This window comes from Streptomyces aureus, assembly GCF_001418135.1.
GTDB classification, from domain to species: domain Bacteria; phylum Actinomycetota; class Actinomycetes; order Streptomycetales; family Streptomycetaceae; genus Streptomyces; species Streptomyces aureus_A.
On the sequence record NZ_LIPQ01000135.1, the window covers coordinates 1 to 13,778 of the forward strand.

Genomic DNA, 13,778 nt, shown 5'->3' on the forward strand with positions numbered 1-13,778 from the left:
CCGTATCTCCGCGGTCCCGGACCGCAGAGATACGCAGTCCACGCTCCGGGACCGCGGAGATACGGCAGTCCACACCATGGGACCGCGAGATACGGCAGTCCACGCTCCGGTTCGGTACCGGGATCGCTCCTTCACCGCTCGTACACCCAACTCCCCCTGGAATGTGGGTTTCCGTGAGCACGCTGCCCACGTGAGACGCATCCTGGGAATCATCCTGGCCGTCCTTCTCCTCGGCGGCGTGGCCGCCGTCCTCGTGACGGGCGGCGACAAGGACACGGGCACGGCAACGAAGACCGTGCGAGGAGTCATCGGGTCGGAGAAGGCGGAGTTCTTCACCGACCCCCAGGTGGTGAAGGCCCTCGCCGCGAAGGGCTTCACCGTGGGCACCGAGACCTCCGGGTCCTGGGACATGGAGGAACTGCCCCTCGACGGTTACGACTTCGCCTTCCCGTCCTCCAAGGCCCCGGCCGACGGGCTGCGCGCGAAGGCCGCGGGGAAGACGAAGGCGACGACGGCACCGCTGCGGCCCTTCTACTCGCCGCTCGTCGTCGTCGCGCACAGCGCCGCCGCCCGGGTCCTCGCCGGGAACGGCCTGGCGACCCTCGGGCCACGCGGCACCAGCGGCACCCTGAAGATGGACGCCTATCTCGCGGCGGCCCGCGCCGACCGGACCTGGCAGCAGCTCAAGGGCTCCGCCGGCCACGCCGAGCTGAGCGGCACCCTCTTCATCACCTCCACCGATCCGGTCGCCTCCAACTCGGGCGCCCTCTACCTCGCCGCCGCGAGCTACGTCGCCGACGGCGGCCGGGTCGCGGGCGACGAGGCGGCCGTCACCCGCACCGCCCCGCTGCTGCGCAAGCTCGTGCAGGTGCAGGGCGCCCAGCAGTCCGGTTCGGACGCCCCCTTCCGGGACTTCATCAGCGGTGTCGGCAACCCGCTCGTCCTCGTGTACGAGTCCCAGGTCGCCGCCCAGCTCCTGGCAGGCCGGCCGATGGGCGACCTCGTCGTCCTCTACCCGGACACCACCGTCAGCAGCGACCACACCCTCGTACCACTCACCGAGAACGGCCGGGCACTTGGCGAACTCCTCTCCACCGACCCCGAGTTGCGCAAGCTCGTGGTCCGCCACGGCTTCCGGCCGCAGGGCGCGGCAAGCGAGTTCACCACCGCGACCCAGAGCCACACCGCCTACCTCAACCAGACGCTGACCGGTGTCCGCCAGGCGCCCGTGCCCACCGGCAAGGTGCTGCACGAGATGGCCCTGCGGGCCCGCGACCAGGGGGACACCGCATGAGCACGCCCGCAGATCCGAGAAGGACGATGGCCCTGACACCTCCCGAGCACGACACCCCGCTGGTCCTCACCCCGCCCGAGCCCGTGCCGCCGGTCCGCGCCGAGCAGGCCTCCGGCCTGGTGCCGATCGACGAGGCCACCCGTACGGAGCTGTCCCGGCGGGCCGCCGAGTACGTCGGCTCGATCGAGGGACTCGACCCGCGCTCCCCCGAGTTCGCCGGCCGCATCGGCGAGATCGCGGGCCTCGGTGCGGGCGAGATGCGCTCCGCCGCCCAGCAGTCGAACCGGATGCTCGACCGTACGATCCGTTCGCTCGACTCCGGAGCCGGCGGTGACGCCCAGTCCCGGGTCGGCTCTTCCCTCGTCGAACTCCGTCGCACGATCACGGACCTGGACCCCCGCGACACCCCCGGCAAGGGCATCAAGGGGCTGCTCTCGAAGCTCCCCGGCGGCAACAGGCTCCGCGACCACGTCGCCACGTACGCCTCCTCTCAGGCCACGCTGAACCGGATCGTCGGTTCCCTGCGCGGCGGACAGGACGAACTGCGCCGCGACAACGCCGCGTTGCAGACGGAGCGGGCCCGGCTCTGGGAGACCATGGGCAAGCTCCAGGAGTACGCGGTGCTCACCGACGCGCTCGACGCGGCCGTGGAGCAGCGCATCGCCACCACGGCCGACCCGGCCCAGGCGGACGCGCTGCGCGCGGACGTCCTCTTCCCGGTCCGCCAGAAGCACCAGGACCTGCTGACCCAGCTCGCCGTCTGCGCCCAGGGGTACCTGGCGATGGACGTGGTCCGCCGGAACAACGACGAACTGATCAAGGGCGTGGACCGGGCGGCGACGACGACCGTGTCGGCGCTGCGGACCGCGGTGATGCTGGCGTCGGCGCTCGAGAACCAGCGGAAGGTCACCGAGCAGGTGAACGTGCTGCGCTCGACGACCGAGGACCTGATCCGCGGCAACGCCGAGATGCTGGCCACCCAGGCGGGCGAGATCCAGCGGATCGCGGCGGACCCCGCGGTGGGCGCGGAGACGCTCCGCACGGCGTTCCAGCAGATCTACCGGACGCTCGACGCCATCGACACGTACAAGGTGCAGGCGACGGAGTCGATGGCGGCGACGGTCGAGTCGCTGACCGCCGAACTCCAGGAGGCCAGTGCCCATCTGGCGCGCAGCCGCCGCACCGGCGCGCTGGAGGGTGGCGACCTCGCATGACGACCCGCACCCGCACGCGGCGCACCCGTACCCATCGGACCCGTTCCCTCGCCCGCACCGTCGCCGGGCTCGCCCTCGCCCTGCTCGTCACCGCCACCGGCAGCTCCTGCGAGTTCGGTGACCGGACCGGACCGGACGACGGGAACGGCCTGAAGATCCTGCCCGGCACCCTCCGCGTCCTCGCCTCCTCCGAACTCTCCGACATGGAGCCCGTCCTGCGGTCGGCCCGGACGTCGACCGGCGTCGACGTCCGCCTCACCTACACCGGCACCCTGGACGCCGTCGAGCAGATCGCCTCCGGCCGGGCGGAGAAGGCCTACGACGCCGTCTGGCTCTCCTCCAACGACTACCTGCGGCTTCGGCCCGACACCGCGAAGAAGATCACCGGCGAGACGCCGGTCATGGCCTCGCCCGTCGCCCTCGGCGTCCGTCCGGCGGCCGTCGCCCGGCTCGGCTGGGACCCGGCGAAGGTCACCTGGTCGCAGCTGCACCGGGCGGTCGCCGACGGGAAGCTGACGTACGGCATGACCGACCCGATGCGCTCCAACTCGGGCTTCGCCGCGCTGGTCTCGGTCGCCTCCGGCCTCTCCGACGCCCAGTCCGCGCTCACCAGGCGGGACGTCGTCAAGGCCACCCCGCGGCTCAAGGAGTTCTTCACCGGTCAGAAGCTGACCTCGGGCTCCTCCGGCTGGCTGGCCACCGCGTACGCCCGCCGCACCGACGTCGACGCGCTCGTCAACTACGAGTCGGTGCTGCTGTCCTCGTTCCCGTCCGGTGAGCTGACGGTGATCCGGCCGACCGACGGTGTCGTCACCGCCGACTACCCGCTGACCCTGCTCACCTCCGCCCGCCCGGAGGCGAAGGAGGCGGCCGGCCGGCTGACCGCGTACCTGCGCACCCCGGACGTCCAGGGGCGCATCACGGAGGCGACCCTGCGCCGTCCCGTCGTCCCCGGGGTCGACCCGGCCCCGGCGCTCGCCCGGGACCAGCGGCGCGAGCTGCCGTTCCCCGGCAGCCGGAAGGTGGCGGACGAGCTGCTCGACGCCTACGACAACACCCTGCGCAGGCCGTCCCGCACGGTGTACGTGCTCGACACCTCGGGTTCGATGAGCGGCGAGCGGCTCGAACGCCTCAAGAAGGCCCTGGTCGAGCTGACCGGTGACTTCCGGGACCGGGAGGAGGTCACCCTGATGCCCTTCGGTTCCGTCGTGAAGCGGGACGAGGTCCGTACGCACACGGTCGACCCGGCCTCGCCGCAGGCGGCACTCGACGCGATCAAGGGGGACGCGCGGAGGCTCTCGGCCTCCGGGGGCACCGCGATCTACTCAAGCGTCCAGGAGGCGTACCGCTTCCTCGGGAAGTCCCGCGGTGACACGTTCACCTCGATCGTCCTCATGACGGACGGGGAGAACACCGACGGCGACCCGGCCACCGCGTTCGACAGCTTCTACGGGTCCCTGTCCGCCGAGCAGAAGCGCACGCCGGTCTTCCCGATCCTCTTCGGGGACTCCGACCGCGGCGAGCTCGACCACATCGCGAGCCTGACCGGCGGCAAGCTCTTCGACGCCAACCAGGGTTCGCTGGACGCCGCCTTCGAGGAGATCCGTGGCTATCAGTGAGAGACCCGGGAACGCCGTACTCCGGTACGCCGAGTCCCGCAAGAACCTCCTCGGCTCCCTCTGCGGCCTGGCCGGGGTCGGCATCGCCCTCACCGGGACCGCGGGCGCCCTCTGGCCCCTGGTGGTCGGCGGTCTGTACGCGGCGGGGGCGCTGATCGCCCCGCCCGACCGGCCGGCGACCCCGGAGTTCGCCGAGGAGGGGGACCGGCTCGAAGGGCTGCGGGCCGACTTCGCGAGGCTGCGCGCGTACCTGACGGAGGCGGAGCTGCCGCCCGCCGCGCGCGAGCGGCTCACGGCGCTCGACACCCTCGTCGAGGCCCTGCTCGCACCGGGCTGGGTGACCGACCCGGAGCACCTGCACGTGCTGGCCCGCGCGGTCCGCCAGGACATCCCGGAGGCCGTCGACACCTTCGTACGGACCCGGTGGTGGTCCCGGTTCACCCCCGGCACGGAGCAGCCGGAGCACCACCTCGAACGCCAGCTGGCCGCGCTGTACGAGGAGGCGACGGCGATCGCCACCGCCCTCCGGGAGGCGGAGGCCGTCCGGCAGGAGATCCACACCAGGTACGTGGAGGGGCGCGACGGATGATCGGTTAAGTTCCGCGCATGACTAGTCCCGAACGCACCGCGTCCCGCCGTACCGTACTGACCGCCCTGGCCGCCGCGGCCACGGTGGGAGGCCCGGTCCTGTCCCAGCTCGCCGCCGCGGCCCCGGCCGTCGCCGCCACGGCCGAGGACCCGATCGAATACCCCTCGAACACCGCCCTCTACAAGGACACGAACCTGGTCGAGGGCACCTCGTACAGCCGTCGATACCGCCGCCATCAGCAGTTCGACCTCAAGATGAACGAGAAGTACGACTTCCCGCGCACCGCGATCCTCGCGCTGCACGGCGGTGGCATCGAGATCGGCACGAGCGAGCTGTGTCTGGGCATCGCCGGTTACAGCCCGAGCGACTCCGCGGGCGCCGCGATCCTGCCGACCGTGCACGACTACTTCATGTTCGAGGGCCTGCTCTCCTCCGGGAACCGCGCCCTGCACGTCACCTCGAAGAACTGCGACGACCACGTCGCCCTGTCGACCGCGGCGAGCCACCTCAACGTGCTGTCCCTGCACGGCTGCCAGTTCGACCAGCTGAAGCTGCCCACGTCCACCTTCCCGGCGACCGGAAACCGCGGTGTCGCCGTCGTCGGCGGTCTCAACGCCGAGTTCCGCACGGCCCTGGTGACGGAGATCAGGAACGCGGGCTTCCAGGCGGTCGACGCCTATGACTCCCGGTACTCCGCCACGCTCGGCGACTTCAACGGCAGCCACGTGACCAACCCGTGCAACCGCACGATGCTCGCCAGGGGTGCCCAGCTGGAGCTGACCACGGAGCTGCGCGAGAGCCTCTTCGGCGACTCGTCCTCCCGTTCGGCCCGCGCGGCCACCTGGAACCAGTCGGACGGACGTTTCGAGAGCTTCCGCGACGCCTGCCGCAAGGCGATCGCGACGGTCGAGGCCGGGCAGCCGATCCTCTGAGCCGAACGCCGGCGGACATGCGCCGGCCCCCGGGGCCTGAGGGGGCTCCGGGGGCCGGTTGCGTCGTGGTGGGCCGTCGTGACCCCACTGGTCAGGGCGGTATCTCGGGGCAACCCACCACGAGTGTGCGGTGCGGGATCAGCCCAGGCGCTCGACGAGCGCGCGGTACTGGTCCCACAGCTCCTTCGGCGTGTGGTCGCCGAAGGTGTTGAGGTGGTCGGGGACGAGGGCGGCCTCCTCGCGCCACACGTCACGGTCGACCTTGAGGAGGAACTCCAGGTCCTCGGCCGGCAGGTCGAGGCCCTCGGTGTCGAGGGACTCCGGCGTCGGCAGGATGCCGATCGGGGTCTCGACGCCCTCGGCCTTGCCCTCCAGGCGCTCGACGATCCACTTGAGCACGCGGCTGTTCTCGCCGAAGCCGGGCCAGACGAACTTGCCGGCGTCGTTCTTGCGGAACCAGTTCACGTAGTAGATCTTCGGCAGCTTCGCCGCGTCGGCGGTGGCACCGACCTTGACCCAGTGGGCCATGTAGTCGCCCATGTTGTAGCCGCAGAACGGCAGCATGGCGAACGGGTCGCGGCGCAGCTCGCCGACCTTGCCCTCGGCGGCGGCGGTCTTCTCGGAGGCGACGTTCGCGCCGAGGAAGACACCGTGGTTCCAGTCGAAGGACTCGGTCACCAGCGGAACGGCGGAGGCGCGGCGGCCACCGAAGAGGATCGCCGAGATCGGGACGCCCTTGGTGTCCTCCCACTCGGGGGCGATCGTCGGGCACTGCCCGGCCGGGACGGTGAAGCGGGCGTTCGGGTGGGCGGCCGGAGTCTCGGACTCCGGCGTCCAGTCGTTGCCCTTCCAGTCCGTGAGGTGCGCGGGGGCCGTCTCGGTCATCCCCTCCCACCACACGTCGTTGTCGTCGGTGAGGGCGACGTTGGTGAAGACGGAGTTGCCCCAGAGGGTCTTCATGGCGTTGGCGTTGGTGTGCTCGCCGGTGCCGGGCGCGACGCCGAAGAAGCCGGCCTCGGGGTTGATCGCGTAGAGGCGACCGTCCTCGCCGAAGCGCATCCAGGCGATGTCGTCGCCGATGGTCTCGACGGTCCAGCCGGAGATCGTGGGCTCCAGCATGGCCAGGTTGGTCTTGCCGCAGGCGGACGGGAAGGCCGCGGCGACGTACTTCGCCTCGCCCTGCGGCGGGGTGAGCTTGAGGATCAGCATGTGCTCGGCGAGCCAGCCCTCGTCCCGGGCCATGACGGAGGCGATGCGGAGCGCGTAGCACTTCTTGCCGAGCAGGGCGTTGCCGCCGTAGCCGGAGCCGTACGACCAGATCTCGCGGCTCTCGGGGAAGTGCGAGATGTACTTGGTGGAGTTGCAGGGCCACGGCACGTCCTCCTGGCCCTCCTCCAGGGGGGCGCCGAGGGTGTGGACGGCCTTGACGAAGAAGCCGTCGGTGCCGAGCTCGTCGAGGACGGCCTGCCCCATGCGGGTCATGGTGCGCATGGAGACGGCGACGTACGCGGAGTCGGTGATCTCGACGCCGATGGCGGAGAGCGGGGAGCCGACCGGGCCCATGCAGAAGGGCACGACGTACATGGTGCGGCCACGCATCGAGCCGCGGAAGATGCCCTTCTCGCCGGCGAAGATCTCCTTCATCTCCGCGGGGGCCTTCCAGTGGTTGGTCGGGCCCGCGTCCTCCTCCTTCTCGGAGCAGATGAAGGTCCGGTCCTCGACGCGCGCGACGTCGGTCGGGTCGGAGGCGGCGTAGTACGAGTTCGGGCGCTTCACCGGGTCGAGCTTCGTGAAGGTTCCCTTGGCGACGAGCTCCTCGCACAGGCGCTCGTACTCGGACTCGGAACCGTCGCACCAGACGATCTCGTCCGGCTGGGTGATCTCCGCGATCTCGTTCACCCAGGAGACGAGCTCCTGGTGCTGGGTCGGAAGGGTCTGGGGAGCCGCGTTGTCGCGCGCCACGATTGCTCCTTGTAGAGGGATTTTTTGGTGTGTGCCCCGTGGGGGCCGCGACCCGGATGCTTCGTAGCTGCTCATCCGGTGCCGACCGCACTCATTTGATCATCCGACGGATCCGCCCATATGTCCAGGGGCACGCACACGTGAGCATCGCCACTCATATACGGGACCTACGGGGCCGTAGGTACGATTCCGTTCCATGACTGCAGCCACACCGGAAGTGACCCCGATCGAACCGGATCCGATCGGGCAGCCCCCGTCGCTCCCGCTGAAGCCCCTGCTCAGAGGCTGGCTGCACGCGGGCATGTTCCCCGCCGTGATCGTCGCCGGCCTGGTCCTGGTCGCCCTCTCCGACTCGCCCCGCGCCCGCATCGCCTGCGGGATCTACGTCCTCACCGCCTGCCTGCTCTTCGGCATCAGCGCGCTGTACCACCGCGGCAACTGGGGCCCGCGCGGCGAGGCCGTCCTCCGGCGCCTCGACCACGCCAACATCTTCCTGATCATCGCGGGCACCTACACCCCGCTCACCCTGCTGCTGCTCCCCGACTCGACCGGCCGCCCGCTCATGTGGGCGGTCTGGGCGGCGGCACTCGCCGGCATCGCCTTCCGGGTCTTCTGGGTCGGCGCCCCGCGCTGGCTGTACACGCCCTGCTACATCGCGATGGGCTGGGCCGCCGTCTTCTTCCTGCCCGACTTCATGCGCGCGGGCGGCATCGCCGTCCTCGTCCTCGTCATCGTCGGCGGACTGCTCTACAGCGCGGGCGGCGTCATCTACGGCATGAAGCGCCCGAACCCCTCACCGCGCTGGTTCGGCTTCCACGAGGTCTTCCACTCACTGACCCTGGCCGCCTTCATCGTCCACTACGTCGGCATCTCCCTGGTGGCCTACCAGCACTCCTGACCGGACGGCCGGGACGGGCCGCGGGACCGGCCGGCCACTCCCCCCACCGGGGCGGGCCGCTCCCTCACGGGCCGGCCGGCGGCCCTCCCAGCGCCCTCCTGACCACCCGCGCCGACTCGGGATTGTCGGCGCACCCCCACACTCCGTGCGGGCAGTAGTCGGTGACCGTCTGGTAGACGGGCCGGTGGGCCGCGAACCAGTCCAGCATCCCCCGCACGTACGCCGGGTTGTCGCCGTTACGGAAGAGCCCCCACTCCGGGTACGAGACCGGCTTGCCGTGCGCCGCCGCGAACCGCACATGATGTTCGAGCCCGTACTCCTCGGCCACCTGGTCCTCGAAGGAGAGCCCCTCGGGCTGGTCGTACGCGTCCATCCCGATGATGTCGACGACGTCGTCCCCCGGGTAGCAGCGCGGCCACTCCACGGCGTCCCGTCCCCGGCTCGGGGTGAAGTCGAAGCGGAACCGCTGCCCCGCCATCCCCCGCAGCACCGCGACCACCCGGCGCCAGTACGCCTTCCAGGCCTCCGGGTCCGGCCCGCAGCGATGGCTGTACGTGGTGCCGTTCATCTCCCAGCCGAGCACCAGGACCGCGTCCCCGAGGCCGTGCTCCACCAGCCGCTCCCCCAGCGTCCGGAAGTGCCCGTCGAAGGCGCCGGCCGCGCCGCTCCGCAGCCCCGCCCGCACCTCGGCGTCCGGCAGCCCCGCCTCGCTGCGGTCCATCATCGGCACGTTCAGCACGAAGAGACGCCCCGGCCGCGCCTCCTTCCAGCGCGCCCAGGGCTCGAAGAGCGCCGGATGGCCCTCGATGTTGGACCAGCGGTCGCCCGGCAGATAGGTGTGCCCGACGGTCAGCGCCCCGCCGCCGAGCCAGGCCTGCGCCTGGGCGATCCTGCGCACCCCGGCCTCGTCGGAGCCGGTGAAGAACCCGGACGGCACCCCGGGCAGCGGCGCAGGATCCGGCTCGGGCACCGCCCCGGAACCGGCGTGCCGGTCACCGGGCGCGATCCGGTCGCCGTACGGCAGCAGGAGCACGAGAACGGCCGCGAGCAGCACGACGAGTGCGGCCCGCGGCCGGGGAGGGAGACGTCTCACGTCAGCTCGTCCAGAATTCCCACCATCGGGTCAGGATCAGCATCCCGATGATCCCGATGTGCAGGACGGGCAGGGCGAAGGCGAACTCGCCGAGGAAGGTCCGCACACCCGCCGGAGCGGGGATCACCCCGTGCCGGACGTTGTGCGCGGTGACGTACCAGAACATGACGATGGTGGCGACCCAGGCCAGGCAGCACCACAGGCAGAGCGCGTTGATCTCGTACAGCGACTGGTACATCAGCCAGGTGCAGAATCCGACGCCGAAGAGCATGCCGGCGTTGAGGCCGAGCCAGAGCCAGCCCCGGTAGCGGGCCCCGGCGAGGAGCCCGGCTCCGAGGGCGACGACGACGGCGTACGTGACGAGCCCGAGCATCGGGTTGGGGAAGCCGAAGACCCCCGCCTGCTCGCTCTTCATGATGTTGCCGCAGGACACGACCGGGTTGAGGCTGCACCCGGGCTGGAAGCCCGGGTCCTCCAGCAGCTTGAACTTGTCGATCGTGATCACCCAGCCGGACAGCACTCCCGCCGCCCCGGTGATCATCAGCATCCAGGCGAGGGCCCGGCTCCCGCCGATCGTCCCCGCGGTCTCCCACGCGGACTCCTCGCGCTCCTGCCGCTGCTCCGGCACCCCGCCCCGTACGTTCACCGTCGCCATGACGCGACCCCCTTCCCGCTCAGCCCTGCAAACGCCGGACGGGCATCAGGACGTGGGCGCTGTCCTTGAGCATCTCCTCGTCGGAGACGAACGCCCGCAGCCGCGCCTCGTCGACCGGCTGCCCGGGGACCGCCTCGGGCCAGGGCCGCACGGAGCAGATCAGGTAGACCTGGCCGCGCTCACGGGCCGCCTCCTGCCACTCGTCGGGCACCGGGCACTGCACCTTCAGGAACGGCAGGTTGAGGACGGCGGAGCCGCCCTCGACGAGCAGCGAGGCGGTGATCCCGGCGTCCTTGTCCAGATCGAAGAGCCGGTCGCCGACGGAGAGGCCCATGCTCTCCAGGGCGGTCCGCATGGCCTGCTGACCCGCCTCCGGCCCGTCCCGGCCGTCGCCGAGCGAATACGCCATGAGAAACGGCGTACCGGCCGAATCGGCGGAGGGCTCGCTGGACCACGGAATCACCGTGAGAGTTCCCAGCGGAGAGGCGCTGCGAGCCGAGGAAACGACGTTGGAAGTGGTCATGAATCGGATGCTAGTGCTCCAACCACCCTTTCCCCGCGCCGTTTTCACTCGAACGGCCGACATTCACGCCGCTGGCATTTCCGGCGCAACGAACCCGGGTTTTCATCGTTGTGCCCTGAGGGCTCCCCCGACCCCGAGGAGATCACTCATGATCGTCCCGCGCCGCGTCGCACTGCGGTCCCTCTTCGCCCTGGCCGTCACCGCTTTCACGGGGAGCGCCCTCGGCCGCATCACGACCCGCCCACCCTCCGGGGCACCCGTGGAGAACGCGCGCGACCCGCACGCCTTCGACGAGATGTACGGGGGCCGGCGCATCCTGGGCTTCTCCGGCCCCGAGGGCGAGCCGGTGGCCCTCGTCGACGGCCGGCCACTGCATCTGATGCGCTGCGCGGACGGCGGTTACGTCACCCCGATCGACCACTACGAGTCCTGCCCGACGCCGCTGGCGGCCGTCCGCGCGGCCGTGGACGAGCTGGGCACCGCCCGGCTCTCCCCGCTCGCCGCCGCCCATGGCGTCCACACCGACCCGACGGGAGGGAGCCCGCGTGGTGTACACGCGTAAGAACCAGCGCGATCTGACCGGCGCCGAGCGCCGGAAGTTCGTCGCCGCGGTCCTGGAGCTCAAGCGCACGGGGGCGTACGACCGCTTCGTCCGCACCCACATCGACCACTACACGGCCGACGGGGAGGGCCGGCTCCGCGTCGCCCACATGACGCCGAGCTTCCTGCCCTGGCACCGCAAGTTCCTGCTGGAGTTCGAGACGGCCCTGCGCCGGATCGACCCGACGGTCTCCGTCCCGTACTGGGACTGGACCCGCGACAACAGTCCGGCGTCCTCGCTCTGGGGCGAGGACTTCCTGGGCGGCAACGGGCGCCGGGCCGACCTCCAGGTGATGACCGGCCCCTTCGCGCACTCCGCCGGACGCTGGACGATCACCCAGTCGATGACCGAGGAACGCTTCCTGACCAGGGACTTCGGCCGCCCCCGCGACCCGGTCACGCTGCCGACGCAGGCCCAGCTCGACGAGGTGATGCGGGAGCGGGTGTACGACGTGACGCCCTGGAACTCGACGAGCGCCTCCGGCTTCCGCAACCGCCTGGAGGGCTGGGCGCCGGGGCGGGGCAACGAACGGTTCCGCATCCACAACCGGGTGCACCGCTGGGTCGGCGGTCTGATGCTCGGCGGCGGTTCCGTGAACGACCCGGTGTTCTGGCTGCACCACTCGTTCGTCGACCTGGTCTGGTCGCGCTGGCAGCAGCGCAACCCGGGGGCCGCCTACCTCCCCGCGGAGCCGCCGCCGCTCGGGGACGCGCAGTACCGCAAGGTCGTCGCCCGGCACGAGCCGATGGCGCCCTGGGGTGTGACACCGACGTCGATGTTGGACCACAGCCGGATCTACCGGTACGCCTGAGGGGCCCGGGGGCCGCCAAGGGCGCCCGTACCCCGCACACACGTGTCCCCCCGACCCTTGCCGGATCGGGGGGACACGGTCGTTACGGGGGATCAGCCGCCGTAGCCGCCGTCACCGTTGTCGTGGCCGTCGGCGTTGATGCAGGTGTTGCCGAACGCCGGGTTCAGCAGACCGATGACGTTGACGGTGTTGCCGCAGAGGTTGACCGGGACGTGGACCGGGACCTGGACGACGTTGCCGGAGGCGACACCGGGCGAGTGGGCGGCGACGGCCTCGGCGCCCGAGTCGGCGACGGCCAGGCCGGCTCCGCTGAGGGCAACGGCACCCGTGCCGGCGAGAACAGCGGCAGCCTTCGCGATGCGAGACATCAAGAACTCCTTGGACGTGGAAAGCGACCGCAGGAATCACGGCCGTCATTCCCGTTCAACGTCGCACCACCGGCCGGGTCACGGCCGTTGGGCCGAAAGGGAAGAAGTAAACCGAGAAAATGGCCCGCAGGCCGGAAACCGTCCGCCGCCGGATACGGCGGGACGGCCCCGGTCCGCGGGCCGCGGCCATGCGACAAGCCTCTTCTTGCAACGAACGAAAGCCCTTCCGGTGGCGGGGAAGAATCGTGTCTTCACCCGCCAGGCCGCCGATCGCACAGAAGAACGAGAAAAGGTACGGGCGCGGGGGAACGGCCTGCTGCCCGCCGCATCTCGACGGGGCTCGCCGCGTCAGCGCGCCTCGGGCGCCAGACCGAGCTGGGAGTCCAGCGCACCGCTCACCATCGGGGGCAGCAGGCCGACCCGGGGCGTCGCGAGGTCCGGAAGGCCCGCGAGACCGTTGCCCTCGGGTGCGACCACCGGGTTGCCGACGACGGCGCCCGGGGTGGCCGCCGCCATCTCCGAGTGCGGGGTGGCGAAGAGCGCACGGCCGGGCTCGCTGTCCTTCAGGACCTCGGGCAGCGGGGCGTCCACCACCGTCGCGGGGAGGGTGCCGGTGAGCGGCACGCTGGGCAGTGCGACGTCGGGCAGCGAGCCGATGCCCTTCTGGAAGCCGGTGGGTGCGCCGGGCATCGGGACGGGTACGCCGGTGGCCACCGTGGGGGCGTCCATCGGGAGCACCGGATCGAGCCCCTGGAGGGGGACGATCACCGGCGCCTCGACGGCCGAGGCCGGGGCGGCCAGGGCGGCGGACGCGAATGCGGTCATGAGGAGTCCCATGCCGGCGTGAGAGCGCAGAGTCATGTTCTGACAACGAGACCTTCGGGGGAACGTCGCCGGAACTCCCCCATGTGCAGCAACGGGCGAGGCCCTCACCGGTGAGGGTGAGGGCCTCGGTTGACGCTCGGCCGTTCGTACGGCGTCAGTGGCGGCGGGCGATCCGGCCACCGCGGAGGTACACGACGGTGCCGCCGACGATCAGTGCGGCACTGATCGCGGCCGCGCCCATGAGCGCGGTCTCGCTGCCCGTGTCGGGAAGCTCGGGCGGGGAGGTGGGAGGCGTGCCCGTCGGATGGGTCGTGGGCTCCTCGCACCCGGGCTCCGGCTCCTCACCCGGCGCGGGCTCCTCGCACTCACCCGGGTCTGGCTCTTATACAAATCT

At 71.2% G+C, this 13,778-nt stretch carries 14 protein-coding genes and 1 pseudogene; 8 read left to right on the top strand and 7 right to left on the bottom strand.

Annotated features, from left to right (window positions below; all coding sequences use genetic code 11):
• Positions 1–163: 163 nt before the first annotated feature.
• From AOK00_RS13525 to AOK00_RS13545, 5 genes are read left to right on the top strand one after another with little or no spacing between them, the layout of a single operon-like run.
• Complete coding sequence (locus tag AOK00_RS13525) at positions 164–1,294, top strand: hypothetical protein (RefSeq protein WP_173861559.1); 1,131 nt, start codon at positions 164–166, stop codon at positions 1,292–1,294.
• The gene (locus tag AOK00_RS13530; RefSeq protein WP_055600552.1) at positions 1,291–2,508 is read left to right on the top strand and encodes a toxic anion resistance protein; all 1,218 of its coding nucleotides are present in this window, start codon (positions 1,291–1,293) and stop codon (positions 2,506–2,508) included. The genes AOK00_RS13525 and AOK00_RS13530 overlap by 4 nt, the downstream gene beginning before the upstream one ends.
• The gene (locus tag AOK00_RS13535; RefSeq protein ID WP_055600553.1) at positions 2,505–4,127 is read left to right on the top strand and encodes a substrate-binding and vWA domain-containing protein; all 1,623 of its coding nucleotides are present in this window, start codon (positions 2,505–2,507) and stop codon (positions 4,125–4,127) included. Before AOK00_RS13530 ends, AOK00_RS13535 begins: the two co-directional genes overlap by 4 nt.
• Positions 4,120–4,716, top strand: coding sequence for a hypothetical protein (locus AOK00_RS13540; RefSeq protein WP_437441410.1), 597 nt, complete (start codon positions 4,120–4,122; stop codon positions 4,714–4,716). The genes AOK00_RS13535 and AOK00_RS13540 overlap by 8 nt, the downstream gene beginning before the upstream one ends.
• A 17-nt stretch (positions 4,717–4,733) precedes the next feature.
• Positions 4,734–5,648: a poly-gamma-glutamate hydrolase family protein gene (locus AOK00_RS13545; protein WP_055600555.1), complete on the top strand. Its 915-nt coding sequence runs from the start codon at positions 4,734–4,736 to the stop codon at positions 5,646–5,648.
• Positions 5,649–5,786: 138 nt separating this feature from the next.
• On the opposite strand, the gene AOK00_RS13550 is transcribed toward AOK00_RS13545, so the two are convergent.
• On the bottom strand, positions 5,787–7,610 hold the full coding sequence (locus AOK00_RS13550) for a phosphoenolpyruvate carboxykinase (GTP) (protein ID WP_055600556.1): 1,824 nt from the start codon (positions 7,608–7,610) through the stop codon (positions 5,787–5,789).
• A 196-nt stretch (positions 7,611–7,806) separates the two neighbouring features.
• Here AOK00_RS13550 and trhA point away from each other — a divergent pair, with 196 nt between their 5' ends.
• Positions 7,807–8,508 carry a PAQR family membrane homeostasis protein TrhA gene (trhA, locus tag AOK00_RS13555; protein ID WP_107097378.1) on the top strand — a complete coding sequence of 234 codons (702 nt, stop codon included), beginning with the start codon at positions 7,807–7,809 and terminating at the stop codon, positions 8,506–8,508.
• A 64-nt stretch (positions 8,509–8,572) separates the two neighbouring features.
• On the opposite strand, the gene AOK00_RS13560 is transcribed toward trhA, so the two are convergent.
• The 3 genes from AOK00_RS13560 to AOK00_RS13570 are packed head-to-tail and all read right to left on the bottom strand — an operon-like array spanning position 8,573 to position 10,842.
• Complete coding sequence (locus AOK00_RS13560; protein WP_055600558.1) at positions 8,573–9,601, bottom strand: glycoside hydrolase family 26 protein; 1,029 nt, start codon at positions 9,599–9,601, stop codon at positions 8,573–8,575.
• 1 nt (position 9,602) lies between these two features.
• A complete protein-coding gene (locus AOK00_RS13565) occupies positions 9,603–10,256 on the bottom strand; it encodes a vitamin K epoxide reductase family protein (RefSeq protein ID WP_055600559.1) in 654 nt (217 codons plus the stop codon).
• Positions 10,257–10,275: 19 nt separating this feature from the next.
• A complete protein-coding gene (locus AOK00_RS13570) occupies positions 10,276–10,842 on the bottom strand; it encodes a DUF5949 family protein (RefSeq protein WP_367870035.1) in 567 nt (188 codons plus the stop codon).
• 85 nt (positions 10,843–10,927) lie between these two features.
• Here AOK00_RS13570 and AOK00_RS13575 point away from each other — a divergent pair, with 85 nt between their 5' ends.
• A complete protein-coding gene (locus AOK00_RS13575; RefSeq protein WP_055600561.1) occupies positions 10,928–11,341 on the top strand; it encodes a tyrosinase family oxidase copper chaperone in 414 nt (137 codons plus the stop codon).
• Complete coding sequence (locus AOK00_RS13580; protein WP_055600562.1) at positions 11,325–12,191, top strand: tyrosinase family protein; 867 nt, start codon at positions 11,325–11,327, stop codon at positions 12,189–12,191. Before AOK00_RS13575 ends, AOK00_RS13580 begins: the two co-directional genes overlap by 17 nt.
• A gap of 92 nt (positions 12,192–12,283) precedes the next feature.
• Here the strand turns inward: AOK00_RS13580 and AOK00_RS13585 are convergent, their stop codons facing one another.
• The 3 genes and pseudogenes from AOK00_RS13585 to AOK00_RS41390 all read right to left on the bottom strand — a co-directional run.
• Positions 12,284–12,559, bottom strand: coding sequence for a chaplin (locus AOK00_RS13585; RefSeq protein WP_030324043.1), 276 nt, complete (start codon positions 12,557–12,559; stop codon positions 12,284–12,286).
• A 348-nt stretch (positions 12,560–12,907) separates the two neighbouring features.
• Complete coding sequence (locus AOK00_RS13590) at positions 12,908–13,384, bottom strand: hypothetical protein (protein WP_254047356.1); 477 nt, start codon at positions 13,382–13,384, stop codon at positions 12,908–12,910.
• 154 nt (positions 13,385–13,538) lie between these two features.
• Positions 13,539–13,664, bottom strand: a pseudogene (locus tag AOK00_RS41390) (LPXTG cell wall anchor domain-containing protein); the annotation flags it as partial.
• Positions 13,665–13,778 lie beyond the last annotated feature (114 nt).